Here is a 24,773-nt window from a genome sequence, read left to right as displayed (position 1 = left end):
GCACCGCTAACTGCAGTGGCTGCCGTCAGCGTGGCTATTCCCGCGACATGCGCGGTACGAGCTACCCGGACTCCAGAGCTGGTCAGCCCGCTGCGAAATCGTCGTGATTGCCCATCGCCTGGGTGAGCAAACTCTTGCGGTACTGCTCCAGCGCCACGAGATCACCGAACAGCGCCAAATACGCCTCGGCCTGCTCGGTCGACGACACCCGCTGCAGCTTCGACTTCAACTCCGCGATCTGACGGCCGACCCAGGCTTCCTGAACCCGAGCCAGCACCCCGGTGACGAACCGGGGAATGTCATTGGCCGACTTCACCGGCATCTGCTCACCCGACAGCTCGGACACCAGCGCCCGCATGGTCAGATCATCGGTCCCGTCCGACACCGCGTTGACCCATTCCGCGCCGCTGAGACCGGATGCCGTACCACCGGCCTCGACGATCATGCCGCGAACGGCCGCGTATGCCGGATGGGTAAATGCCTCGGCTTCGATCGAATCGAAAACCGCACCGGCCAGCGCCGGATACTGCAGTGCCGCACCGAGCGCCTGCCGTTGCGGCAGCAGCGTCGGGTCGTTCGGGTTGGGGCGAGCGGCGGGATGTTCGGCGACGACCGCGCTGGGCTGCGGTGCACCCGCCACCGCGCCACGAACGCTCGGACGCCCACCATTGCGATTGCGCTTGGCTTCCTCACCGACGCGCCGCACGACGGTCTGGATATCGTCCCAGCCGACCCAGCCAGCCAGCTTGGTCGCGTACGCCTTGCGCAGCGCATTGTCCTTGATCTGCGCCACCACCGGCACGGCACGGCGCAGCGCCTCCACCTGTCCCTCTGCGGTATCCAGGTTGTGGTCGGCGAGCAGACCGCGAATCACGAACTCGTACAACGGGGTTCGCCGGGCCACCAGGTCGCGCACGGCGCCGTCGCCGGAGCGCTGGCGCAGTTCGCACGGGTCCTGGCCGTCGGGGGCAATGGCGATATAGGTCTGTCCGGCCAACTTCTGGTCGCCTGCGAAGGCCTTCAGCGCTGCCGCTTGTCCGGCCGCGTCACCGTCGAAGGTGTAGATGATTTCGCCGCGCCAGAAGTTGTCGTCCATGAGCAGTCGGCGCAGTAGGGCGAGATGCTCGTCACCGAAGGCGGTGCCGCAGGAGGCGACGGCGGTTTTCACCCCGGCCAGATGCATGGCCATCACATCGGTATAACCCTCGACCACTACCGCCTGGTGGCCCTTGGCGATCTCGCGCTTGGCGTGATCCAGGCCGAAGAGCACCTGAGACTTCTTGTACAGCAAGGTTTCCGGCGTATTGATATATTTGCCGGGCATGGTGTCGTCGTCGAAGAGCTTGCGCGCACCGAAGCCGATGACATCACCGCCGAGATTGCGGATCGGCCACAGCAGCCGCCGGTGGAAGCGGTCGATCGGGCCGCGCTGGCCCTGCCGCGACAGCCCGGCCGCCTCGAGCTCCTTGAAGTCGAAACCCTTGCGCAGCAGGTGTTTCGTGAGCGTATCCCAGCCCGCCGGGGCATAGCCGCAGCCGAATTGCTGGGCGGCATTGCCGTCGAAGTTGCGATCGATCAAGAATTTGCGCGCCACCTCGGCATCGGGCTCGCGCAATTTGGCCATGTAGAACTCGTGCGCGGCGGCATTGGCGGCAACCAACCTGGCCCTGGTGCCGCGGTCACGCTGCACCGAGGTGCCGCCGCCTTCGTAGTTGATCTGGTAGCCGATCCGATCGGCGAGCTGCTCCACCGCCTCGACGAAACCGGTGTGCTCGACCTTCTGCAGGAAGGCGAAGACGTCACCACCCTCACCGCAGCCGAAGCAATGGTACAGGCCGTGGTTGGGCCGCACATGGAATGACGGCGACTTCTCATCGTGGAATGGGCACAGGCCCTTCATGGAGTCCGCGCCCGCCCGCTTCAGCGCGACGTACTCCCCCACCACATCCTCGATCCGGACGCGTTCGCGTATTGCCGCGATATCGCGATCTGGGAGTCGTCCGGCCACGGCGGTCAGTCTAGGCTAGTCCGGCCTCGACACGCCCAGCGGCTGGTCACGCGTCTACTCGCTCCAGCCGACTCTCGGTGTAGGACGCGATCTGGTCGACGATTACCCGGACCCGGGCGGTGTCGTCGGTCGCGGCGTGCCACCACGGGAGCAGCAGCGGATCGAGCCCGTGCGGTGCCGTGGCCAGCAGATGGGTCGCGACGGCCTGAATCCGCTCGCGCTGCACGGCTTGGCGCTGCTTGTGCACGAGATCGGACATGACGTAGCGCAGGGCGACGGTTTTCAGCATCGCGACCTCGGCGGCGACGATCGGCGGAACCTCTAGATCCGCGGCATAACGGGACAGCGGCCCTACCCTGGCAACTTCCCGCGTGGCCATGATCGCGGCCGTGGCGAAGCGGCCGACCAGTTCACTGGTGAGGCGCTTCAGCGCAACTGAACTGGCGAGGGTGCCGTCGTAGCAGGCGGCTTCAGCCACCACGGGCAGTTCCGAGAGCCGCTGGGCGGCACCGATCAGGTCGTCCACCGAGAGTGTCGGATGCTGGCCGTGCCCGAGTTCGGCTAGTGCCGCTTGTTCGGACGGATCGGCGAGCGCCCGCAATTCGATGCGCCCCGCGATTACGCCGTCTTCCACATCGTGCACCGAGTACGCGACATCATCGGACCAGTCCATGATCTGGCATTCGAGGCTCTTGCGACGGTCAGGCGCATCCTTGCGCACCCATTCCAGCCGATCCAGATCGATATCGTAAGCACCGAATTTGGTGCCGGAACCTGTTCTGCCCCAAGGATATTTGATGGCGGCATCGAGGGCGGCGCGCGTCAGATTCAAACCCGCGCTCGTGCCGTCCGCATCCAGAACCTTTGGTTCCAGCCGGGTGAGGATGCGCAGATTCTGCGCATTGCCCTCGAATCCGCCGTACGCGTCGGCGAAGAGGTCGAGCGCCTTCTCCCCATTGTGGCCGTAGGGCGGATGGCCGATATCGTGCGCCAATCCGGCCAGGTCGACCAGATCCGGATCACAGCCGATGCCGTCGGCGATGCTGCGTCCGATCTGGGCCACTTCGATCGAATGGGTGAGCCGCGTGCGCGGGGTGTCACCGTCACGCGGCCCCATCACCTGGGTTTTGTCGGCGAGTCTGCGCAGGGCCGCGGAGTGCAGTACGCGGGCACGGTCGCGGGCGAATTCGGTGCGGTGGCCGGTTTCGAATTCACTGCGCGGCGGGCCCAGTCCGGCGGTCTTGGCTCCCTCCACCACCATGCGCTCGCGATCGTGCTCGGTATACATCGAATCTCACTGTCCCGCTGAGTACTTGAAGTCCGACGAGAAGTGCGTGAGCTGATACCAGAGCAAAGCGCCGGTCTCCCTTGCGATTCCGTGCGCCTGCGATTCTCTGGTGTACACGGCGGGGCCGGTTCGGGTCGGGGCGGTCCAAGCCTCCAGACCAGCGTCGCGGGCCATCGTTCTGGTGCGTAGCGAATGCCATGGATCGCTGACCAGCACCGCCGAGGACAGATCGTGGGCGCTCATGGCGGTCGCGACGGCCTCGATGCTGCGCAAAGTATCCGAACCCGTTTCCACCGCGATGATCCGGTCGCCGGGTATGCCGCGATCCTCCAGATAGTTCTTGCCCGAGGCCGCCTCGGTGTACAGATCACCCTCTTGCTTACCGCCGACAGTGATCACCTCCGGTGCGACACCGGCCTTGAAGAGTTTGTACGCCTGATCCAGTCGCGCCTCGAACACCGTCGACGGCGTGCCGGAGTACTGCGCGGCACCGAGGACGACGATCGCATCCGCCTTGGTGTAGTCGTCGATTCGCGCCACCTGCCAGACCCGGAATGCCGTGCCGCCGACCAGCACCGCGCCCATCAAGATCGCGCCGAGCACCAGCCGTCGCGCCCAGCGCACCAGCCCGCCTCCGACGCCGCGGGACGGGTCGGATCCGGTAGCCGAGACCAGGGTCGCCGAATTCACCTCATCAAGTTTGCCAGGTCACCCGCGACGAGAACGTAACCGGCGGATATCGATCGGCCGATACTTACATTTTGGTAAGTACTGAACTTATTAGTCAGTACTTGTCGACAGTGCAGTGGCCATCGAGAATGTATTCCGGCGCCGAACCAGCATTTCGATACTTTGAGGAGTGGATACATGACGACATCCGTGACGGTCCTCGGGCTCGGCGCGATGGGACAGGCACTGGCCGCGGCCTTCGTACGCGCCGGATATCCGACAACGGTCTGGAATCGCAGTGCCGGCCGGGACACCGAACTCGTTGCGGCAGGGGCGAAGTCGGCGCAAAGTGTGACCGAAGCGATCACGGCGAGCGATCTCGTGGTGGCCTGCCTACTGGACTATCGGTCCGTGCACGAGGTACTGGACCCGGTGACCGATAACTTGGCCGGTCGCGCGCTGGTCAACCTGACCAGCACCGAGCCGCGCGGCTCGCGTGAGCTGGCCGAATGGGCCGCGGACCACGGCATCGACTTCCTCGACGGCGGCATTATGGCCGTCCCGCCGATGATCGGACAGCCCGGTTCGTCCGTGCTCTACAGCGGCTCCCGTCAGCTCTTCGAGGACCATCGCGCGACTCTCGAAAAGCTGGGCAGCGCAGAGTATTTCGGTGCGGACGCCGGAGAGGCCGCACTGGTCGACTTCGCCCTGCTCGGCGGGATGTACGCCATGTTCGCGGGCTTCTATCATGGGGCGGCCATGGTTCGCACGATCGGCATGTCGGCAGAGCAGTTCGGACAACGCGCGTCGGGCTGGATCGCGGCGATGACCGAATCGCTCCCGAGGGCCGGAGCCACCATCGACTCCGGCGATTACTCGAAACCGTTCCAACCCTTGGATTTCACCAAGGCCGCCGTGGATGCCATCGTGTCGGCGAGCCGCGATGCGGGCGTGGACCTGGACATCATCGGTGCGATCAAGAACCTCGTCGATCGCCAGGTCGCCGACGGCTACGGTGCGGACAGCAGCGAGCGGATGTTCGAAAGTCTCAACCCGCGCGCCGCATAAGACCTACCAGCCGCGTTCGCGCCATTCGCCGAGGTGCGGACGTTCGGCGCCGAGCGTGGTGTCGTCGCCGTGACCGGGATAGACAACCGCGTCGTCTGGATAGCGGTCGAAGATCTTGGTGGTCACATCGGTGTAGAGGGAGTTGAAATCTTCCGGGTTGGTGGTGCGGCCGACTCCGCCCGGGAAAAGGGAGTCGCCGGTGAACAGGTGCACGCCCGGGCCGTCCACCAACGCGAGGGCAACCGAACCGGGTGTATGTCCGCGCAGGTGGACAACCTCGAACGCCAGATCGCCGATCTCGATGAGCTCGCCGTCGGCGAGTAATCGGTCGGGGCGCACCGGCAGCGGTTCGGCATCGAGTGGATGCGCGGCAGTCGGTGCGCCGGTGGCCGCGGCGACCTTTTCCAAGGCCCACCAATGGTCCCGATGCTGATGGGTGGTGACGACCAGGGCGATGCGTCCCGGCGTCTCCTGGTTGACGAGTTCGATAATGCGGTCGGGCTCATTGGCCGCGTCGATGAGCAGTGCCGCGCCGGTGGCGGTGCACTGCACTAGGTAGCAGTTATTGTCCATGCCACCGACGGACATTTTGATAATGCGGGCACCGGGGACGTCCCGCTGTTGCGGATTCGATCCAGGGGACACGTGACCGGTGTACGGCAGGTCGATCGTGATCACACCTCGATGCTAAAGCGCGTCCATGAACACGGATCAGCCGAGGCGGCCGGTTCTGAGAATCGCCGCGGCCGGACTCGGCCCATCTACGAACCTACTGCCGCTCATTCCCGCAGCGCCTCGGTGAACCGGGCCAACAAATCTCGCAACAGTTCGCGCTCCTTCGCACTGAACGCGGCGGCCACCCGGCGCTCGATCGCGGCGGCCTTCGCATCGGCCTTGGTGAAGGCCTTACGCCCCGCGGGGGTGAGCCGGGTTTCGAGCACACCGCGGTGCCAGGGATGCGGTGTGCGCTCTACGAAACCGCGCTCCTGCAGATTCTTGAGGACCACCGTCATCGCCTGCGGCGTCACCAGACATTCGCGGGCGAGGGCGGCCGCGGAGATGCCCTGGTTCTGCGACAGCGCATAGAGCGCCGCGTACTGCGGCACCGTAAGCGGTTTGACCGCCTCGTGTTTGACGGCCATCAGCTCCTGCTCGGCGCGCTTGAGGTCCAGACCGAGCCGCTGGTCCGCAGGCAATTTCATAAGTGTCAAAGATAGCTGAACTATCAAAGTCTTGATAGTCTTCGAAGTATGGATAACCCGGTAATCCCCGAGAGCCACGCCGATTTGCTATCCCGGCCGCTATTCGCCCATCTCGCCACGCTCAACCCGGACGGCACTCCGCAGGTGACGCCGGTATGGCAGGTCTGGGATGGCGGGCGCCTGCGCTTCACCACCACGATCGATCGCCGCAAAGCCGTCAATACCAAACAGAATCCCGAAGTGGCGGTGAGCATCAACGACCCGGACAAGCCCTACCGCTACCTCGAGGTCCGCGGCGTCATCGAGGCCATCGAGCCGGATCCGGACGGCGAATTCTTCGATGTGCTCGCGCGCCGCTACGACCTGCCGTATCAGCGTCCGGTCGCCGACCATCCGCGCCGGGTCGTGCTCGTCATGCGCCCGACGCACGCCACCTATCAATAGTGGCTCGAGAGTTGACGGCCTCCCCGGCGAGAGCCGTCAATTCATCGCGCACCGCGGACACGAGCCGGTCGGCATCGCCGCCGAGCACCCCGACCGTCAGTCGGCCTTCGAAGGTGTAGACCAGGAAGGTGATTGCCGCCGAGGCACCCGCCGAGGGACGCGGATGGGCGGAGACGTACACGATCTCGTAGTCGGTGAGCGCGATATTCCCCGGGATGCGGAAGGCGGGCACGGCACCGGTATTCGTCACCGCGATATGTCCGGCCAGGGAGTGGATCCGGTTGGCGCCGAAGTAATCCGGGAAGTGCAGTACCGATTGCGCAACGATGCCCTCGGCCAAATCATGTCGCAATCGGGCTGAAATGTACTGGGCCAGTTCGAGAATTTCCGCGGAGAGATCGACGGCCGCGGCGAAAGAGGCCAGACCCGCCATATTCGTGCCTTCGGCGCGCGCCACCGGCGGGTCGAGGCGGGTGCGCATATCCACCGGATACAGGCAGCCGAGTGGCACTGGATCGCCTGTCGCCCTGGCCTTTTCCGAGGCGAAGGCGCGTAGCAGGGCAGCGGTGACCAGCCCGTTGACGGTCACTCCCGGATGGCGCCCGAGGCCGATAATGCGGGCGCTGTCCTCCTCGTCCACAATGATGCGCCGCGGCCGATCCAGCGCGGCGGGGGCGGGGATCGCGGGGGCGGGCGGAATGACCACCGGTTGCAGCGGCTTGGTGACGTCCTCGAAGCCGGAGACCGAAGAGCGGGCTATCCCGCGCGCGGATACATGCCATTCCAGCGACTGCGGATAGTCATGCGGCACAATAGTTGTCGTCCCGAATTCGACGTAATCGGTATAGAAGTCCCATAGGCGCGACAGCAGCTCGACGCAGTGGCCCGCGTCGGCGATGCTGTGGTGGACGAAAAGTGTGACGCGCGAGCGGCCCCGCTCGGAGTGCACGACATCCAGGTAGGCCAGCTGTCCGGCCGGATCGATGGGCTCCGGAATCCGGACGGGATCCGGATCACCCAGACTCGATGTCATACCGATCTCCGGGGTTTCGCCGCGTCGGAGCAGATAGCCGCGGCCGGTGGCGTCCTCGCCGATCCGGCAGGTCACCACCGGATAGGCATGCTGTAGGGCGGTAAATGCCGCCCCCAATGCATTCGTATCGAGATCACCGACGACCGTCACGGATCGTCCGGTGTAGGTCCCCGCCCGCACGAAACGTTGTTCCGAGGCACCCAACACCCGCACCAAAGCCTCCTCATCCCACAACACATGGCCCAGGTTGCGGCAACCGCAAGCAGGGCGCAATCCCGAAGCCGCTCCGACTGAGAGAGACTGCCCACATGAGTCCCGCGGCACACATCAGTCTCTCGGCGCATCTCGAGGAGCTCGGTTTTCCGCTGGTGGTGAGCCAGCTGGGGCATCCGACGGTGGCGGGCATCGCCAATGGCGATTTACCCGCATCGGTATTCCGGTCCTGGCTCGAACAGGACTATCTGTTCCTGCTGGACTATGTGCGGGTATTCGCCCGGCTGGCCTGGCAGGCGCCCGCAGCACATCTGGGCGATCTGGTGGACCTCGCGCACGCGACATATCACGACGAGCTGTCCCTGCATCGGTCGCTGGCCGCGGAATTCGGCGCGGATCTCGACGGTGCGACGAAGGGTGCGCCGTGCGCCGCCTACACCGCATTTCTGCTGGAGTCGGCCACGTCCTACGCCGACGGACTTGCGGCGCTGTACCCGTGCATGTGGGGCTATTCCACCCTCGGGGCAATCCTCGCCGAGAATCCGCCGTCGGAACCGCGGTATCGGCGCTGGGTCGACACCTACGCCGATCCCGGATTCGCCGCGCTCACCCGCCGCTGCGGGCAGATGCTCGATGAGGCGGGTGGCGACCTGGCGCGTGCGCAAGAGCTATTCCTGCAAGGCATGCGCTACGAATACGAATTCTGGGAGGTGTCGAGCTAAGGGCGCAGCACGATCTTGCCGCGCGTGTGGCGCTGCTCCAGTTCGCGATATGCCTCTTGGACCTTGTCGAGCGGATAAGCCGCCGCGATGGGGACCTCGATGGTGCCAGCGGCGGCCAGATCAGCCAGTTCGGCAAGCACATCGATGGTGCCCGCAGCGGCGTTGCCGTCAGTCTTCACGCCGTACCTCTCGGCGGCCGCGAAGTTGATGATGGTGTTGATGCGATCCACCGCGATGCCGAGTTCGATTGCGAGATCGACATATTCGGCGCCGAAGGTGTCGATGAACGCATCGACGCCACCAGGGGCGGCCGCACGGATCCGGTCGATCAGTCCCTCCCCATAGGCCACCGGAATCACGCCGACCTTGCGCAGCCAATCGTGGTTTACCTCGCTCGCGATGCCGAGAACCGTTGCGCCCCTGGCCCGCAGCAGCTGTACGACGATCGAGCCGACGCCGCCCGCGGCACCCGAAACCGCGACGGTATCGCCCGCTTGTGGGTCCACTGCCCGCACGGCGGCGAAAGCCGTTGTCCCAGTGACATACAACGATCCCGCGACATCCCAATCGAGCTTCCCTGGCTTCAGCGTCACGTGTTCGGCGGGCACGACCACGTGCGTGGCATGACTGGCCCGCTCATCGGTGAATCCGAGCACCTCGGCACCGACCTCGATCCCACCGACGCCGGATCCGAGCTCGGTGATACGACCCGCGAAATCGGTCCCCTCACCCGACGGAAATGTCGCGGGCCAGCGCTCGTGCATCGCGCCCGAACGGATATACCCCTCCCCCGGATTGATACCGGCCGCCACAACCTCGACGACAACCCTCCCGGGGCCCGCCTTCGGCGTCGGAACCTCGACCACCTTCAGCTCTTCGATTCCTCCATAACGATCGAACTTCACAGCTCTTGCCATATCCGGCTCCCGCCTACTCGGTGACATGCGCCGTCAACCGAGTAACCGCGCGGGAAATTTCCATGCATCGGCGATCGTCGAGGCGCACCGCCACCGACGGCGCCGGTCCGTCGAGCCGACACCCGTGGGGCTGCTGGCCTCGGACGCAGATCGTGAGAATTCGCTGAATAAATTGCGGGTCGCGCTGAACAACGGCTTCACGAATACGACGATCGCCTCGAACAGGTGTGTATGCCACCAGGAACTATGGCGAGCAGACTACGAAAAACGCCCTGCCGCGCGCGACAGGGCGTTGATCGCGATCGAATTCAGGCGCCGATGAGATGCTGCGCCAGGTAGCCCTCGACCTTGTCCAGCGCGATCCGCTCCTGCGCCATGGAATCGCGCTCACGGACGGTGACCGCCTGGTCTTCGAGGGTGTCGAAGTCAACGGTGATGCAGAACGGCGTGCCGATTTCGTCCTGGCGCCGGTAGCGGCGGCCGATCGCGCCGGCATCGTCGAACTCGACATTCCAGCTCTTACGCAGCTGTGCGGCAAGGTCTTTCGCCTTCGGCGTCAGATCCGCATTGCGCGACAACGGCAGCACCGCCGCCTTGACCGGCGCGAGCCTGCGGTCCAACCGCAGACTGATGCGCTCCTCCATGACGCCCTTGGCATTGGGTGCCTGGTCGACGGTGTACGCATCGACCAGGAACGCCATCAGCGAGCGGGTCAGACCGGCCGCGGGCTCGATGACATACGGGGTGTAGCGCTCATTGGTGGTCTGGTCGAAGTAGCTCAGGTCATTGCCGGAATGCTCCGAATGGGTCTTCAGATCGAAGTCGGTGCGGTTGGCGATGCCCTCCAGCTCACCCCATTCATTGCCCTGGAAGCCGAAGCGGTACTCGATATCGGTGGTGCCCGCCGAGTAGTGCGACAGCTTGTCCTTCGGGTGCTCGAACAGCCGCAGGTTCTCCGGGTCGATGCCGAGATCGGTGTACCAGGCGAACCGGGTGTCGATCCAGTACTTGTGCCACTCCGCGTCCTCACCGGGCTTGACGAAGAACTCCATCTCCATCTGCTCGAACTCACGGGTGCGGAAGATGAAGTTGCCAGGGGTGATTTCGTTGCGGAAGCTCTTGCCGATCTGCGCGATGCCGAACGGCGGCTTCTTGCGCGCGGTGGTCATCACGTTGGCGAAGTTGATGAAGATGCCCTGTGCGGTCTCCGGGCGCAGATAGTGCAGACCCTCTTCGGACTCGACCGGGCCGAGGTAGGTCTTGAGCATCATGTTGAAGTCACGCGGTTCGGTCCAGCGACCGACTGTGCCGCAGTCCGGGCACACCACCAACTCCATCGAGACCGAGTCCGGATCCTCGATCTTGTGCTTGAGCGCGTAGGCCTCCTGCAGGTGGTCCTGCCGGTGCCGGTGGTGACAGTTCAGGCATTCGACCAATGGATCGTTGAACACGCCGACGTGGCCGGAGGCGACCCAGACCTGACGCGGCAGAATTACCGACGAATCGAGGCCGACCACATCCTCGCGGCTGGTGACCATGGAACGCCACCACTGCTTCTTGATGTTCTCCTTGAACTCGACACCCAGCGGACCGTAGTCCCACGCCGATTTGGTGCCGCCGTAGATCTCACCACACGGGTACACCAGACCCCGGCGCTTGGCGAGGTTGGCAACGGTGTCCACCTTCGACTTGGGTGCCACGCGAGAATTCTCCATCCAGTACGAGTCGGATTCAGATCGGCCGGATCGGGCGAGGCCCGATGCGGTATGCCCCGACGCCACAGAGTTGACCACAACCTATAGCGTTGACTACAGACTATCGCCCAGGTCCCAGCCGTCTTCCACCGCACGGGCCAATCGGATTTCGCGCCGCATTCACCGACGTTTGGTCGACACTCCGAGGCACGCCTCGTTTGACATGCGCACCTGTGCATATCAAAATGGTAATGCTTTCCAATAAGGAGTTGGTTCGATGACCGCCGAGACCGCCACCGCCCATCCGCACAATCCGTACCGATCACCCGCGCCGGTGCCGGTGCCGACGCGGAGCGTCCTGGAGGACGCGGGCGAGCTACTGCGCGCACTGGCCGCGCCGGTACGCATCGCCATTGTGCTGCAATTGCGTGAATCACCGCGTTGCGTACACGAATTGGTCGATGTTCTCGGCGTCACCCAGCCGCTGGTAAGCCAGCATCTGCGGATTCTGAAGTCCGCGGGCGTGGTGCACGGGGAACGCTCGGGCCGCGAAGTGCTGTACGAACTCGTCGACGACCACTTGGCGCATATCGTGGTCGATGCCGTGGCCCACGCCGAGGAAGGGTGATCGTGCCAGATAAGACGGCCTTACCGGAGAAGCCGGTTGGCATTCGCAGTACCCGCCAACGCAGCGCCATCGCCGCGCTGCTCGGCGATATAGAAGAGTTCCGCTCCGCGCAGGAGTTGCACGACGAGTTGCGCCGCCGCGGCGAGGGCATCGGACTGACCACCGTCTACCGCACCCTGCAGTCGCTGGCCGATGCCGGACTCGTCGACGTACTGCGCACCGATACCGGCGAATCCGTCTACCGCCAGTGCTCCACCGGACACCATCACCATCTGGTCTGCCGACACTGCGGCCGTACCGTCGAGGTCGAGGGCCCGACGGTTGAGGCTTGGGCCGAATCCATCGCGGGCCAACACGGATTCACCGAGGTCAGCCACACCATGGAGATCTTCGGAACCTGCTGCGAATGCGCGAAAGTGGACCGCCACAAGTTGTGACTGCGGTCACATAGTTAACGGCGCTTGTGCCGAGGAAGATTTCACTGCGAATCACATAACGTCCGGGGTTCCGGGCGTCGCGCACTGAGATCGAAATCTTCTGGGAGGCAGCGTGCGATCGACCATTTCCACGGCGGAAAGACGCCGCAAATTCACCACAATTGGAACGGCCGTACTCATCTCCAGTTCCGCTCTGCTCATGACGGCGTGCAATGACAAGGACACCGAGTCGGGACCAACCACGACGGCGTCCGCGCAGAGCACCATCGGCCAGGGCCAGCCGGGGGCGAATAACGGTCAGTCGACCGTCCGCACCATCGGCAAGACCGGATGGTACGAGGGCTTCGACATCACGGTGGACAAAGCGACCGTGGTGCCCGACGAATACGGCGGCGCCAAAGTACTGATCAATATCACCTACAAGAACACCACCCCCGACAACAAGACGATCAGCAATAACACCTACCTGCAGGTCGACAAGGAGGTCGACGCCGGGGCGAGTTTCGACTCGCCGACCGTGCCAGGAAAGGGTTCGGCCACCGGCAAAGTCACCACTTCGGTCAAAACGCTGCACGATACCGAGCACCTGCTCGACACAATTACCGTGATCTACGGACAGGCATCGGACAATCAGACCAGAATTCCTCTGAAGGCTTCGGCTCAGGTCGACGGCGTCGCGCCGAAGACGCTGAATGTCACGGGCAAACTGGTGCAGGATCAGACGACGATCGAAATCACCGGCGGCACACTGAGTCCGAGCTATACCAAGAATGAGCGTGACAAGATGGATCTCTCGTTGCGCATCAAGATCGTTGGTGGACCCGGGATCGCGGCGGGCGGACTGAATGTCTTCTACGACTACTTCACCGTGAAAACCCCCGACGGCCAAACGATTTCAGCCGATATCCGGGGGCCGATCAACGAACTGCTGAACACCAACGAAACCATCGACAACGCGAAGAACTACGTTGTTTTCGTGGTTCCGTCCCCGGCCATCGGTACCTACGTGGTGACCTACGACGCGAACAAGGGTGAGGGCAGCGCCCCGAACTTCTCCTTCACCATCTCCTGACAACCCGACGATGCAGGCCACCACTGTCGAGCAGTGGTGGCCTGCAGTCTATTTCAGGATTCAGACGGCGACCGGATCGCCGGAGCGGACCGGAGTGGATTCCGCATTCGGATGCCGTCCGCGAAGTGCGCCGACACCCAGTAGCACCAGCGCTGCGGCCGCCCAGATGGCCAGGACCACAAGGGGTTTGGTGGCGGCGGCACCGTCGAAGAAGGCGACCGAGCGCAGCAGTGACGCCGCGGCACCCGGTGGCAGCAGTTGGCCGATGGTGCCCCACGGCTGCGGCAGCAGTTCCGGAGCCGAGGTCGCGGCCGAGAACGGGTTGCCGACCAGGAGCATGGTCAACGCGGCGATGCCGATGCCCGCACGGCCGATCGCGGTGGACAGGCCGACGACCGTACCGGACACCGCGAAGGACACCAGACCGGCGACAGCGGCCAATGTCATATAGGGACCGGGAACCACCGACATCCAGGCCTGAATGATCACGATGCTCAACAGCCCACCCGCGATACCGAAGGTAATAAGCCCGATCGCCTTACCGCCGACCGACGGAATCAACAGGCTGAGCAGGACACCCGCCGCGATACCGGACATCACCAGCGGCAACACCATCGCGCCGAACGCGGACCCGCGCGGATCGTCCGGATCGGCGGGCACGACATCCTCGACCGATGTCATCGGCGCGCCGGACAGCTGCTGGGCTATCGCGGTGAGCTGTTGTGCCACAACTGGACTCGCGCCGGAGGCAATCAATACGCGCGGGGCGCCGCCACCAGTGATGACGGCACCGTAGACGTCCCGGTTCTCGATCGCGGCACGCGCCGCCGCTTCGTCGGTCGGATTGCTGATATCGAAGGCATCCGGATCGTGCTGGATCAGTTTGTCGGCGACCATGGCGGCCTGCGGGCCGCTGACGGCGATGGGTAAATCACGCGGGGCGATATGGGCTGCGGGCCAGGCGAAGGCGATCAACATCAATGCCTGGAGCAAGGCCGCGGCGACGCCGACACCGACCGACCGCTGGATCGTATTCATGACGTTCTCCCGAAAATCGAATGATCGTTCTCTTTCGATGCGGATACCGTCGCACGGCCCAGCGAGGTTGTCAAGAACGAGCATTCGTTTTACTTTGGAGCCATGCCCCGAGTCAGTGAAGAACACCTGGAACGTCGCAGGCAGCAGATACTCGGCGCGGCGCAGCTCTGTTTTGCCCGCAAGGGTTTCTTCGAGACCTCGATGCAGGACATCTTCACCGAATCAGGGCTCTCGGCCGGCGCGGTCTATCGGTATTTCAAGGGCAAAAACGACATCATCGCCGCCCTGGCCACCGATACCACCGTCGAGCTGCGCGCCACTCTGACCAGGGCGATCCGGTCCGACCCGCTGCCGACCCCGGCGCAGGTCCTTCGGATCGTCGCCGACTACATGGTCGCGCACAGTGGTCCGGACGGTCATGTTCGGCTGGCGCCACAGGCGTGGGCGCTGGCGCTGGTGGACGCGGAGGCGGCCGAATACGTCAAGTCCGCGGTGCTCGCGATGCGCGAACGGTGGATCGAATACACCCAGCGCATGGTGGAGGTCGGATGGTTGCCGCCCGATACCGATGTCCACGCGGCCGCGACTGCGCTTATCGGCCTGGTGCCTGGATTCATGTTGCAGCACTTGATCGTCGGCGATGTGGATCCGGAAACCTTGGCGCGCGGTGTGGCGGTCCTACTGCCCTATGGCGAGCCCGCCGCCCAGCCAGTCGACTCATAGAGGTCGCATACCCGGTGACTGCCTCGCAAAAGGTGTGCCTTCTGCGAGGCGGTCACTGATTGTGCGGGAGCGATGTTCAGAGCCAGCCGAGGCGTTCGGCGGCGCGGACGGCTTCGGCGCGGGTGGTGGTTCCGGTTTTGCCGATGGCGGATGAAAGGTGGTTGCGGACGGTGCCTTCCGACAGGTGCAGTTGTTTGGCGATGGCGCCAGCGGTGGCACCGTCGGCCGCGGCGGCGAGGACCTCGCGTTCGCGGGCGGTCAGTGGCGAGGTACCGACGGTCAGGGTTTCGGTGGCGAGGGCGGGATCGACGACACGCAGGCCCATGTGGACTCGACGCACCGCATCGGCAAGCTCGCGAGCAGGCGTGTCCTTCACGACGAATCCGCTCGCGCCAGCATCGATCGCACGCCGCAGATAGCCGGGACGGCCGAAGGTCGTAACCATGAGGATGCGGAGATCGGGATGAGCGGTATGCAGTTGCGCCGCGACCGCGATTCCGTCCATACCTGGCATTTCCACATCCAGCAGCACCACATCGGGTGTGGTGCGCGCGACCGCGGCCAAGACTTCGTCACCGCGACCGACCTCCGCGACAACCTCCAGATCGGACTCCAGACCGAGCAGTGCGGCGAGCGCGCCGCGGACGAGTGCCTGGTCATCGGCGAGGAGAAGGCGGATCATGCGATGTGGTCCTTCGACGGGAATGGGCGTGCACTGTCGGCCGAATCGTGGCAGAAGCGCACGCCCAGCACCGTTTCCGGGTCACTCGGGCACCGTTGCGCGCACACGTACACCTCCCTCGGACGATGACAGCGTCAATGTCCCCCCCGCGGCCCGTACCCGTTCGCGTAGGCCGGACAGCCCGGACCCGGAATCGACGGTCCCCAGCCCGCGACCATCGTCGACCACCTCGATGCTCGTAGCGGTCACCGTGACCGTGCAGTGTCGTGCGGCGCTATGCCGAATCACATTGGTGACCGCCTCGCGCAGAACCCAACCGAACAATTCGCTGTGGCGCGTATCGGGCACCGAATCCGGCAGCCGGGCGTCGATATCGGCGGCCGCCAATGCGGTGCGCGCAGTGGCCAATTCACCGCGCAGCGATACCTCCCGCAGACCGCCGACGGTATCGCGCACCCCGGCCAGCGCCTCCCGCGCCAACCGCTCGACATCGGCCATCTCGGCCTTCGCCCGGGTCAGATCGACATCGATAAGACGTTGTGCGAGTTCGGTTTTCACGGTGATCACGGTAAGCGAATGGCCGAGGATATCGTGCACGTCGCGCGCGACCCGGTTGCGTTCCTCGACGATCGCGAGCTCGGCCTGCTGCCGCCGGGCCAGTTCGGCCAACCGCTCGCCGCGCAGGCCGAACTGTCTGGCCACCCAGATCAAGGCGGGTACGAACGACACGTAAAACGGCACCCCGGACAGGCTCGGCAGCGCGACCGGCATGAGCAGCATCGCGAGCGTCACCGTGCAGGCCACATAGCCGGATTCACGCGAGGGCATATGGAAGATGGCGATCACGCTGACAAAGATCAATGTCGGCAGCGCGACCGCACCGAGCAATGTCATCAACCCCGCGCTGCACGTTGTCATAGCCGCGAGCACCGGCCATATGCGCCGGTCGACCGGACGCTCTATCAACGGGCCGGTGCGGTCGTTCCGCTGGAAAACGATGAAGGAACCGACGATCAGCGCCGCATATACGAGCAGTGCCGCCGTCGCCAGACTCGCCTTCGGCTGATCCGTGTCCCGCCAGCTCTGGATGATCGGTCCGACCAGGTACGACAGCCAGATGACCGACATGAAACCGCCGAACCACCCGCGCCGCTTCACCGCAGCCCCGATTCCGCCATCGCGGACCATCCGATCGAGTAGTTCGGATGCGACACCACCCCGCAGCACCGACTTCACACCCAACACCCGGACACCGCACACACCGAACCTCGACCCCGATGGCGCGCACAGTGCTCGATCACAAGGCTCGACGCTACCGAACATGCACCCGCCGATACCGCAGGTACAGCCGGCACAACCCGAATCACGACGTCACCCGCATCCACCCCGCACACCCGCCCGCCCTCGCGTGCCAGCCCCAGGCACGGCCGACCCCTGCAGCATGGTCGCCACCGCCCCGCACGCTGTGGTGGCCGGTTCGCGCCGGACTTCCCCACCGTTGGTCGCCCGGCACGGCATAGTCGCCCGGCATCGCATGGCCAGCCCGCCCAGCACAGCCGATTTCTGCCGATGACGGCTCCGGCAGCGCTGCCCCCAGCTCCGCGCCACGTGGCTCCTCCTACTGGCGGCCGCCTGGCACGCCAGGGTCGCCCAGGCATCGCAGGCCCGCCTGCACGACACAGGCCCGCCTGCACTACACAGCCGACCTCTCCCCGATGAAGTTCCCGGTGGCATCGCCGACACCTGCCCCGCGCCGGGCGGTCGATTCGCGCCGGACCGTGCCACCGGCGCTCGCCAAACGACGTGGCCACCCGGTACCGCGCGGCCAACTCGGGAACGGCCGACCGTCGCCCGCCGACCGCCCCGTGCGGCATCGTCGCTAGCCGAGCGCACCACCTGGGATTTGCACCGGGTCTGAGGCTCCGCGCGGCCTTGCCGCCCACCCATGAGGGGCGGGCGGCCGGTGCCGGGTGGTTCAGCGAGCGGTGTCACGACGGAACAGGATGGCGGCGCCGCCGACGAAGAACGTGGCCCAGACGACGACGTTGAGGATGGCCAGGGCGATCGATCCGGCACTGGTGTCGCCGAAGGGCATGCGGGACAAGGTGGCGACGCCGTTGGTCGGGAAGATCTTGGAGACCGTCTCGAACCAGCCGTGCAGCGGCATGAACAGCCCGCCCGCGAAGGACAGGCCAGCCAGGGCCGGACCGAGCAGCTGCATGACGTTCTCCGAGGGCAGCAGGTAGCCGACGAACAGGCCGAAGGCGGCGAAGACCAGTGAGCAGATCCACGCGAGCAGGAAGCAGCTCACCCAAGCGGTGACCGTGAGGTGGGCGCCGAAGATTCCGCCGATGATGAAGACCGCGGTGACCGAGACCAAGCCGAGCACCATCGCGACGGCGACCTTGGTGGCGATGTAGGCGACGGGACGCAGTGGAGTGAGCCGCAATTGGCGACTCCAACCCTGTGCGCGTTCGATCGCGACCATCGCGCCGCCGCTGGTAGTGGCCAGCATCGCGCCGTACACCGCCATCGATACCATCACATAGCCGGTCACGTTCCCTGAGCCGAAAGACTCTGTCTTGTCATCGGATTGCAGGCCGAAGATGACGAAGAACAGCGGCGGCACGACCAGCGTGAAGATCATGGTGCGCCGATTGCGCAGCATGCGGCGCAGTTCCAGGCGCAGGAAACCGCGGCTGAACCCGCCGAGCGGTACACGCGTCGAAATAGGGTGCGGTGCAATGGTTGTCATATCAGTTGTCTCCGGTGGTGAGCGCCAGGAATGCGGATTCGAGATTGTGCGAGGTGATTTCGAGGTCGACCGCAGTCGTCTCCGTGAGCAGGTAGCGGGCTATCGCATCGGAATCCTTGGTGTGCACGATGATTCGGTCACCGCGCAGCTCGACATCGTCGATGCCAGCGACGGCCAGCAACCGGGCCGGATCGGCACCGGGCAATGTCGCGCTCACGGCGCGTCCCGCGGCCAGGTTCTTGATCTCGGCGGCACTGCCGTCCGCGACCACTCGGCCCGCGCGCACCAGCACGATCCGGTCGGCGTACGCGTCGGCCTCATCGAGGTAGTGGGTGGCGAACAGGACGGTCCGGCCGCGATCGGAGTCCTCGCGCATCGCATTCCAGAACTCACGGCGCCCTTCCACATCCATGCCGGTAGTCGGCTCGTCTAGCACGATGAGGTCCGGATTCGGCAGCAGGGCGAGCGCGAAGCGCAGGCGCTGCTTCTGCCCACCCGAGCATTTGCCGACCAGCCGCCCGCCGATATCGGCGATACCGGCGCGCGCGAGCACCTCACTGACTGAACGCGGATGCGCGTGCAGTGTGGCCACCAGTTGCACGGTCTCGGCTACGGTCAGATCGGGCAGCAGCCCCCCGGATTGCATTACGGCCGAAATGCGGCCCACTGCAAGCGCTTCCGCCGGTGCGCCGCCGAAAACCTGGACGCTGCCGGAGTCCGGTGTCGCCAGACCGAGCAGCATATCGATGGTGGTTGTCTTGCCCGCGCCATTGGGACCGAGGAAGGCGACGATCTCCCCCGGCGCGACCACCAGGTCGAGCCCGTCGACGGCATGCACCTCGCCGCCGCCGGGGAGTCGGAAGCTCTTGTGCAGGTCGCGCAATTCGATCGCGGAGGACGCCCGGTGCCCGCCCGAGCCGCTCGCCGCGGCGAAGATGGCCGCGGATGTCAGTGCCGATGTCATGACTCAACGGTCGCCCGAACCAGGGACCGATACTTCGCCCGAGTGTCACGAACCTGCCATGACATCTGTCATGCGGTCAGCGGCTCAGGGCAGCAGACCCTGCCGCGCCTTACCCGCACCGGAGAGCACCAGCAGCAGCATGGTGGCCAGCGCCTGATCGTCGAGCCCGGCGGCCGGGAAGGTGTAGCGCAACATGACATCGGCCTGGTTACCGCGGGTGATCAGGGTGATCGAACCGAACTGAATCGCGCTGTTGCGCTCGGCGACTCGCTTGTGCAGCTGCGGCTTGAGCGGGCGATCCCAGGCCAGCACGCAGGTCAGCGTCAGCACATCCAGGCCGGGCGCCAACGTCACCGCGCGCAACGAGCACAGTGCGCCCTCGTATTCGAAGCCGAGCGAACCCTCCGGGTCGACGCGCACATCGACGTCATAGAGCGATAGGCAGGCGCCGGCGCGGGCCTGTAGCTCTCGTTCGGGGGTGACTGCTGCGTCCATATCGGTGCCGCCGTTCATTTGCTGCCGCCGTTCACTTGGTCCCCCCGAAGCGGCGGTCACGCGAAGCGTACTGGAGACACGCCTCCCATAAGTTGCGCCGGTCGAAATCCGGAAACAGCGTGTCCTGGTAGACGAATTCGGCGTAGGCGGACTGCCAGATGAGGAAGTTCGAACTGCGGAATTCGCCGGACGGGCGCAGGAACAGATCGACGTCCGGCATATCCGGCTCGTCCAGGTATTTGGCGACCGTCGCCTCGGTCACCCGTTCCGGATCGATCTCGCCCGCAGCCACGCGACGCGCGATTTCCCTTGCCGCGTCGGCGATTTCGGCGCGGCCGCCGTAGTTGACGCACATGGTGAGGGTCATCACCGTGTTGTCCTTGGTCAGCTCCTGCGCGGTCTCGAGTTCGTTGATCACGCTGCGCCACAGGCGCGGTCGCCGCCCCGCCCAACGCACCCGCACACCCATTTCGTGCATCTCGTCGCGGCGGCGGCGGATGACATCACGGTTGAACCCCATGAGGAAGCGCACCTCCTCCGGGCTGCGCCGCCAGTTCTCGGTGGAGAAGGCATAGGCCGAGAGCCACTTCACACCGATCTCGATGCAGCCCTCGACGGTGTCCATCAGGACTGCCTCGCCGCGCTCGTGCCCCGCGGTGCGCGGCAGACCGCGCTCCTGCGCCCAACGACCATTGCCGTCCATCACCAGCGCCACATGTTTGGGCACCAACTCCGGCGGCAATTCCGGTGGCGTCGCCCCCGACGGATGCGGCGACGGCGGACGGACGGTGCGTTCGGCACCCGACCGAGCGCTGGTCGACCTGGTCGGCGCGGCAGAGTCTCGACGGAGGATCACGGCAACCATCCTGCCTGATGGTTGTGGAGAGATTGTGCCGAGGTCAGCCCAACTGTGTGGTGTTCGGGGCCGATGTCGTCAGCCCACCCGCCCAGCGGCCACCGACTCCGCAGTGGTCGCTGCTTCGGTCGAACGCGACCGCTCGATCAGCGGCAGGGTGCGCAGCTGACGTTCCAGATGCCACTGCAGATGGGCGGCGACCAGGCCGCTGGCCTGTTTGCGGACCTGCTCGGGGACCTGCTCGACGTAACCCCAGTCGCCCTTGAGCAGGGCGATCAACAGGTCGAGTACGCCCGGGGCAGGGGTAGCCGAACCAGGTGGGCGACAGTGCACACAGACCGCGCCACCGGCGGCGACATGGAAGGCACGATGCGGGCCGGGTGTCGCGCAGCGCGCACATTCGTCCAGCGCGGGCGCCCAACCGGCAAAGCCCATGGCGCGCAAGAGATATGCGTCGAGGATCAGCTCATGCGGGCGCTGTTTGGCGGCGATCGCCCGTAGCGCGCTCGCGGTCAATGCGTGCAACTTCGGCGCGGGCGCGCGCTCCTCACCGGCCAGCCGCTCGGCGGTCTCCAGTACCGCGCAGGCCGTGGTGTAGCGCCCGTAATCGTCGACGATGTCGGCGGCGAATGCCTCCATGGTGTGCACCTGGGTGACCGTGTCGAGATTGCGCCCCGGATACAGTTGCACATCCACATACGCGAACGGCTCCAACCGCGCCCCGAACCGCGACTTGGTCCGCCGCACCCCCTTGGCCACCGCCCGCACCAACCCGTGCTGCCGCGTCAACAACGTGACAATGCGATCCGCCTCCCCCAGCTTATGCTGGCGAACCACAACCGCCTCGTCTCTGTACAACCGCACACCGTCATCCTCCCACGGACCCCTGACCCCCAACCCACAGGCGCGGCCGAGCAGCATTGACTTGCGCGACTGTGGCATGTCCCGCTCAACGCACGTAACATGTAACGCATGGCGACAAAGGATCGCGTGCAGGCTCACCGTGACCGGATGCGAGAGCAGGGGCTGCGGCCGATACAAATTTGGGTTCCCGATACCCGCAGCCCACAGTTCCTGGCTGAAGCACATCGGCAATCCGCAGTGCTCGCCGACAACCCGCATGAGGACGAGGACCAGGCATTCGTGGACGCCATCAGCTACCCACTGGATGACGAGTGAAGCGAGGCGAACTCTGGACCATCGCCACGGGCAGCGGCTATACAGGTAAACCCCGACCAGTCATTATCGTCCAGAGCGATGCTTTCGACAGCACCGCCTCGGTGACGATCTGTCCGATCACCTCCCACGACGTCGACGCACCGCTGGCGCGCGTGATGCTCGAACCGACCGAAGACAATGGCTTGCGCCAGCCCAGCTACGTCATGGTCGACAAGGTCACGACCGCGCCGCGCGAGAAACTGGGGCAGCGAATCGGGCAGGCGTCGAAACAAGACATGCTGCGAATAGACCGCTACCTCGTCGTATTCCTCGGCATCGCGGATTGAACCACTCGCGCCAGAATCCGCGACTACGATCTGCGAATGCGCGGAATTCGGCTCTGCTCAGCGGTTTTGGCTGCGATCACGACTGTCGGTGTCGCGAGTTGCGCGGACAACCCGAGTTCGCCCGCGGCCGATGAGACGGCATTCGTTTCGGTGACGGAGTTGGATCCGACGATTGTTGTCGATGCGCGGTACTTCGGGGAGCACAACTTCATCGGTGGGCGGATCAATGGGTACGAAGCGCCCAAGTGCCTGTTGACAAAGGAGGCCGCCGGGGCGCTCGCGCAAGTGCAGCGGGAGTTGCAGCCGATGGGGCTCGGTCTGAAGACCTACGACTGCTATCGGCCGCAGCGGGCGGTGGACCAATTCGTCAGTTGGGCAAAGGATCTCGGAGATACCAAGATGCGCGCGGAGTTCTATCCGACGGTGGACAAGGCCAATTTGTTCCGGGACGGGTACATCGCGGAAAAGTCCGGGCACAGCCGAGGCAGCACCTTGGATCTCACGATCGTCGCCTTACCGCCCGCCGACCAGGAGCAGTATCACGGCGGTGATCCGCTGCGCGCCTGCACACTGCCCGCCGACCAGCGCTTCCGGGACAACAGCCTCGACTTCGGCACCGGCTACGACTGCTTCGATCCACTCGCGCATACGGCCAACCCGGCACCGAGCGGTAACCAGCGCGCACTGCGGGAGTTGCTGGTGAACCTCATGGACGAGCACGGTTTCAAGAACCTCGCCGAGGAATGGTGGCACTTCACCTTGAAGAACGAGCCGTTCCCCACCACGTACTTCGACTTCCCCATCCAATAACCGACTCGACCCAACCTCACATAACCCGTGCCCTCCTCACATAAGTCGCAACCTCTGTGTGGAGACCACTAGTTGTGCGATACCGCGCCAATGTCAGGTGCGGAGAATCCCGCCGATGAGCAGCATCAGCGACTGCTGCGCCTGCGCTTGGGCGGCCGCCTTATCCGTGGCGTGGGCAACGATCAGCCCCGCTTCGGAGACCGCACTGAAGATCAGCTGAGCCAGGACCGGAATCGGCGCATCGGCGATCAGTCCCGCGTCGCGGGCGCGTTCCAATTCGGCGATGACCAATCCCAGTCCATGGCGCGCCTCGAACTCGCGAAACGCCTGCCAGCCGAGGACGGCGGGACCGTCGTAGAGGGTGATGCGGATCATCTCCGGACGCTGACAGATTTCCAGAAAGACATTCAGGCCGATGGCCATCGAGGTGAGAATGTCATCGGGATTCCCCGCGCCGATGGCCTTTTCGATTTCCTGCGTGGTCTCGACCTCGATCTGTTCGAGCACGGCCAGGAACAGACCGCGCTTATCGCCGTAATGGTGGTGCAGGGCACCGCGGGTGACTCCCGCCTCGGTTACGAGTTCCTCGGCCGAGGTTGCCGCGAAACCGCGCTCGGCGAACAACCGGCGACCGGCGTGTTCGAGCGCGGCTCGGGTGGCACGGGAGCGATCCTCCTGACTACGGCGTTGCATGCGCCCGAGTGAACTCCAGAATCGTTTCGGAGAGCAACTCGGGCTGATCTTCGGGCAGGAAGGTGTAGGAGTCGTCGATGAACTTCAAGGTCGCGTTCGGCAGGTCCGCCGCCAAGCGTTCGGCGAATTTCACCGGAAAGATCTTGTCCTCGCGAGCCCAGACGATCAGCACCGGAATCCGCACGGACGGGAACCGAGTGGCGGCGTCAAGCGTGTAGCGCCGATGCACGGTCTTCAGAAACCGGCGCAGATCCTTGCGTATCGACGCCGAATTTCGGCTCGGCCGCAAGTAGGAGTCGGCGATTTCCGGCGGGATCGGGCGCTTTGCCACCCAGCCGAAGGCGATCGGCAGACGATGCAGCGCACGAATCCGCATCAACTCGGTCAGCGGCCGTAGCGAGCCGGGCACCCGCGCCAGCACGGGCAGCGCCGCGAAGGCAGGCGGGAAGAACGCCTCGTAGGCGTCGCACGAAGTCAGCACCACGCGGCCGATCCGCTCGGGTCGGCGGGTCAGCAACAGTTGGGTGATCGCGCCGCCGGTGTCGTTGGCGACCACGGTGACGTCGGTGAGGTCGAGTCGCTCCAGAAAGTCGGCGATCAGTTCGGCGACACCGGTGGGCGTGAGATCCGCTGCGGGGACCGGGAGTTCGTGTGAGCCGAGCGGCAGGTCCGGACTGAGACAGCGATGACCCGCCGCCGCGATGCTGGGGACGACATCGCGCCAGAGATCGGAGTTGACGAGCAGACCGTGCACGAAAACGACCGGCACGCCCTCGCCCGTGTCGTGATACCGAATGCGGCCGACGGGGAGATCCACCTCATGCGTGCGGCCGAGTGACGTACTGATTCCCATGGTT

Annotated in this window: 27 protein-coding genes and 2 pseudogenes; 11 read left to right on the top strand and 18 right to left on the bottom strand. The window is 65.0% G+C overall.

Annotated features, from left to right (window positions below; translation table 11 throughout):
* Positions 1-82: 82 nt before the first annotated feature.
* The 3 genes from dnaG to ACQP2U_RS09590 are packed head-to-tail and all read right to left on the bottom strand — an operon-like array spanning position 83 to position 3,986.
* A complete protein-coding gene (gene dnaG / locus ACQP2U_RS09600; RefSeq protein WP_433714333.1) occupies positions 83-2,008 on the bottom strand; it encodes a DNA primase in 1,926 nt (641 codons plus the stop codon).
* A gap of 46 nt (positions 2,009-2,054) precedes the next feature.
* Entirely contained in the window at positions 2,055-3,296 is a 1,242-nt protein-coding gene (locus ACQP2U_RS09595) for a deoxyguanosinetriphosphate triphosphohydrolase (RefSeq protein WP_433714332.1), read from the bottom strand.
* 6 nt (positions 3,297-3,302) lie between these two features.
* Positions 3,303-3,986 carry a YdcF family protein gene (locus ACQP2U_RS09590; RefSeq protein WP_433714331.1) on the bottom strand — a complete coding sequence of 228 codons (684 nt, stop codon included), beginning with the start codon at positions 3,984-3,986 and terminating at the stop codon, positions 3,303-3,305.
* A gap of 177 nt (positions 3,987-4,163) precedes the next feature.
* On the opposite strand from ACQP2U_RS09590, the gene ACQP2U_RS09585 reads away from it, so the two are divergent.
* Positions 4,164-5,033, top strand: a complete 870-nt coding sequence (locus ACQP2U_RS09585; protein ID WP_433714330.1) for an NAD(P)-dependent oxidoreductase — start codon at positions 4,164-4,166, stop codon at positions 5,031-5,033.
* Between the two features lie 3 nt (positions 5,034-5,036).
* Here ACQP2U_RS09585 and ACQP2U_RS09580 read toward each other — a convergent pair whose 3' ends face one another.
* Positions 5,037-5,711 carry an MBL fold metallo-hydrolase gene (locus ACQP2U_RS09580; RefSeq protein ID WP_433714329.1) on the bottom strand — a complete coding sequence of 225 codons (675 nt, stop codon included), beginning with the start codon at positions 5,709-5,711 and terminating at the stop codon, positions 5,037-5,039.
* A gap of 101 nt (positions 5,712-5,812) precedes the next feature.
* Positions 5,813-6,235 (bottom strand): MarR family winged helix-turn-helix transcriptional regulator, encoded by a 423-nt coding sequence (locus ACQP2U_RS09575; protein ID WP_433714328.1) that lies wholly within the window; start codon positions 6,233-6,235, stop codon positions 5,813-5,815.
* 48 nt (positions 6,236-6,283) lie between these two features.
* Between ACQP2U_RS09575 and ACQP2U_RS09570 the strand changes: the two genes are divergently transcribed.
* Complete coding sequence (locus ACQP2U_RS09570; RefSeq protein WP_364339329.1) at positions 6,284-6,679, top strand: PPOX class F420-dependent oxidoreductase; 396 nt, start codon at positions 6,284-6,286, stop codon at positions 6,677-6,679.
* On the opposite strand, the gene ACQP2U_RS09565 is transcribed toward ACQP2U_RS09570, so the two are convergent.
* A complete protein-coding gene (locus ACQP2U_RS09565; protein WP_433714327.1) occupies positions 6,648-7,949 on the bottom strand; it encodes a phthiocerol/phthiodiolone dimycocerosyl transferase family protein in 1,302 nt (433 codons plus the stop codon). The two genes, ACQP2U_RS09570 and ACQP2U_RS09565, sit on opposite strands and share 32 nt — an antisense overlap.
* 71 nt (positions 7,950-8,020) lie before the next feature.
* On the opposite strand from ACQP2U_RS09565, the gene ACQP2U_RS09560 reads away from it, so the two are divergent.
* Positions 8,021-8,647 carry a TenA family protein gene (locus ACQP2U_RS09560; protein WP_433714326.1) on the top strand — a complete coding sequence of 209 codons (627 nt, stop codon included), beginning with the start codon at positions 8,021-8,023 and terminating at the stop codon, positions 8,645-8,647.
* On the opposite strand, the gene ACQP2U_RS09555 is transcribed toward ACQP2U_RS09560, so the two are convergent.
* Both ACQP2U_RS09555 and ACQP2U_RS09550 read right to left on the bottom strand, forming a co-directional pair.
* On the bottom strand, positions 8,644-9,564 hold the full coding sequence (locus tag ACQP2U_RS09555) for an NADP-dependent oxidoreductase (RefSeq protein ID WP_433714325.1): 921 nt from the start codon (positions 9,562-9,564) through the stop codon (positions 8,644-8,646). The two genes, ACQP2U_RS09560 and ACQP2U_RS09555, sit on opposite strands and share 4 nt — an antisense overlap.
* 308 nt (positions 9,565-9,872) lie before the next feature.
* Complete coding sequence (locus tag ACQP2U_RS09550) at positions 9,873-11,264, bottom strand: glycine--tRNA ligase (protein ID WP_397033183.1); 1,392 nt, start codon at positions 11,262-11,264, stop codon at positions 9,873-9,875.
* 271 nt (positions 11,265-11,535) lie between these two features.
* On the opposite strand from ACQP2U_RS09550, the gene ACQP2U_RS09545 reads away from it, so the two are divergent.
* The 3 genes from ACQP2U_RS09545 to ACQP2U_RS09535 all read left to right on the top strand — a co-directional run bounded on the left by ACQP2U_RS09545 (position 11,536) and on the right by ACQP2U_RS09535 (position 13,395).
* Complete coding sequence (locus ACQP2U_RS09545; protein ID WP_062991218.1) at positions 11,536-11,886, top strand: ArsR/SmtB family transcription factor; 351 nt, start codon at positions 11,536-11,538, stop codon at positions 11,884-11,886.
* Positions 11,887-11,888: 2 nt separating this feature from the next.
* Positions 11,889-12,323 (top strand): Fur family transcriptional regulator, encoded by a 435-nt coding sequence (locus tag ACQP2U_RS09540; protein WP_433714324.1) that lies wholly within the window; start codon positions 11,889-11,891, stop codon positions 12,321-12,323.
* A 199-nt stretch (positions 12,324-12,522) separates the two neighbouring features.
* Positions 12,523-13,395: a hypothetical protein gene (locus ACQP2U_RS09535; RefSeq protein ID WP_433714323.1), complete on the top strand. Its 873-nt coding sequence runs from the start codon at positions 12,523-12,525 to the stop codon at positions 13,393-13,395.
* A 60-nt stretch (positions 13,396-13,455) separates the two neighbouring features.
* Here ACQP2U_RS09535 and ACQP2U_RS09530 read toward each other — a convergent pair whose 3' ends face one another.
* Positions 13,456-14,433, bottom strand: a complete 978-nt coding sequence (locus tag ACQP2U_RS09530) for a hypothetical protein (protein ID WP_433714322.1) — start codon at positions 14,431-14,433, stop codon at positions 13,456-13,458.
* A 102-nt stretch (positions 14,434-14,535) separates the two neighbouring features.
* Here ACQP2U_RS09530 and ACQP2U_RS09525 point away from each other — a divergent pair, with 102 nt between their 5' ends.
* A complete protein-coding gene (locus ACQP2U_RS09525; protein ID WP_433714321.1) occupies positions 14,536-15,156 on the top strand; it encodes a TetR/AcrR family transcriptional regulator in 621 nt (206 codons plus the stop codon).
* 76 nt (positions 15,157-15,232) lie between these two features.
* Here ACQP2U_RS09525 and ACQP2U_RS09520 read toward each other — a convergent pair whose 3' ends face one another.
* The 7 genes from ACQP2U_RS09520 to recO form a co-directional block, all read right to left on the bottom strand.
* The gene (locus tag ACQP2U_RS09520) at positions 15,233-15,838 is read right to left on the bottom strand and encodes a response regulator (RefSeq protein ID WP_433714320.1); all 606 of its coding nucleotides are present in this window, start codon (positions 15,836-15,838) and stop codon (positions 15,233-15,235) included.
* Between the two features lie 81 nt (positions 15,839-15,919).
* Positions 15,920-17,083 (bottom strand): sensor histidine kinase, encoded by a 1,164-nt coding sequence (locus ACQP2U_RS09515; RefSeq protein WP_433714319.1) that lies wholly within the window; start codon positions 17,081-17,083, stop codon positions 15,920-15,922.
* A gap of 730 nt (positions 17,084-17,813) precedes the next feature.
* Positions 17,814-18,593, bottom strand: a complete 780-nt coding sequence (locus ACQP2U_RS09510) for an ABC transporter permease (protein WP_433714318.1) — start codon at positions 18,591-18,593, stop codon at positions 17,814-17,816.
* A gap of 1 nt (position 18,594) precedes the next feature.
* Positions 18,595-19,557 (bottom strand): ABC transporter ATP-binding protein, encoded by a 963-nt coding sequence (locus tag ACQP2U_RS09505; protein ID WP_433714317.1) that lies wholly within the window; start codon positions 19,555-19,557, stop codon positions 18,595-18,597.
* Positions 19,558-19,641: 84 nt separating this feature from the next.
* The gene (locus tag ACQP2U_RS09500; protein WP_397033199.1) at positions 19,642-20,070 is read right to left on the bottom strand and encodes a hypothetical protein; all 429 of its coding nucleotides are present in this window, start codon (positions 20,068-20,070) and stop codon (positions 19,642-19,644) included.
* A gap of 13 nt (positions 20,071-20,083) precedes the next feature.
* Positions 20,084-20,917 carry an isoprenyl transferase gene (locus tag ACQP2U_RS09495; RefSeq protein WP_433714316.1) on the bottom strand — a complete coding sequence of 278 codons (834 nt, stop codon included), beginning with the start codon at positions 20,915-20,917 and terminating at the stop codon, positions 20,084-20,086.
* 69 nt (positions 20,918-20,986) lie between these two features.
* Positions 20,987-21,772 (bottom strand): DNA repair protein RecO, encoded by a 786-nt coding sequence (gene recO / locus ACQP2U_RS09490; protein ID WP_397033201.1) that lies wholly within the window; start codon positions 21,770-21,772, stop codon positions 20,987-20,989.
* A gap of 108 nt (positions 21,773-21,880) precedes the next feature.
* Here recO and ACQP2U_RS09485 point away from each other — a divergent pair, with 108 nt between their 5' ends.
* The 4 genes and pseudogenes from ACQP2U_RS09485 to ACQP2U_RS09470 all read left to right on the top strand — a co-directional run.
* On the top strand, positions 21,881-22,087 hold the full coding sequence (locus ACQP2U_RS09485; RefSeq protein ID WP_397033202.1) for an antitoxin MazE family protein: 207 nt from the start codon (positions 21,881-21,883) through the stop codon (positions 22,085-22,087).
* Positions 22,084-22,413, top strand: a complete 330-nt coding sequence (locus ACQP2U_RS09480; RefSeq protein WP_433714315.1) for a type II toxin-antitoxin system PemK/MazF family toxin — start codon at positions 22,084-22,086, stop codon at positions 22,411-22,413. The genes ACQP2U_RS09485 and ACQP2U_RS09480 overlap by 4 nt, the downstream gene beginning before the upstream one ends.
* A 36-nt stretch (positions 22,414-22,449) precedes the next feature.
* Positions 22,450-23,154 (top strand): annotated as a pseudogene (locus tag ACQP2U_RS09475) (M15 family metallopeptidase); the annotation flags it as partial.
* A pseudogene (locus ACQP2U_RS09470) lies at positions 23,152-23,245 on the top strand (M15 family metallopeptidase); the annotation flags it as partial. The pseudogenes ACQP2U_RS09475 and ACQP2U_RS09470, both read left to right, overlap by 3 nt.
* 71 nt (positions 23,246-23,316) lie before the next feature.
* Here ACQP2U_RS09470 and ACQP2U_RS09465 read toward each other — a convergent pair.
* Together ACQP2U_RS09465 and ACQP2U_RS09460 are read right to left on the bottom strand one after the other, a co-directional pair.
* A complete protein-coding gene (locus ACQP2U_RS09465; RefSeq protein WP_433714314.1) occupies positions 23,317-23,916 on the bottom strand; it encodes a TetR/AcrR family transcriptional regulator in 600 nt (199 codons plus the stop codon).
* Positions 23,903-24,769, bottom strand: coding sequence for an alpha/beta fold hydrolase (locus tag ACQP2U_RS09460; RefSeq protein WP_433714313.1), 867 nt, complete (start codon positions 24,767-24,769; stop codon positions 23,903-23,905). The genes ACQP2U_RS09465 and ACQP2U_RS09460 overlap by 14 nt, the downstream gene beginning before the upstream one ends.
* Positions 24,770-24,773: the final 4 nt, after the last annotated feature.

This window comes from Nocardia sp. CA-084685 (genome assembly GCF_050955785.1).
In the GTDB taxonomy this organism is placed as follows: domain Bacteria; phylum Actinomycetota; class Actinomycetes; order Mycobacteriales; family Mycobacteriaceae; genus Nocardia.
The sequence above is the reverse complement of the archived record's forward strand: the minus strand, read 5'-3'. Positions and strand labels throughout refer to the sequence as shown.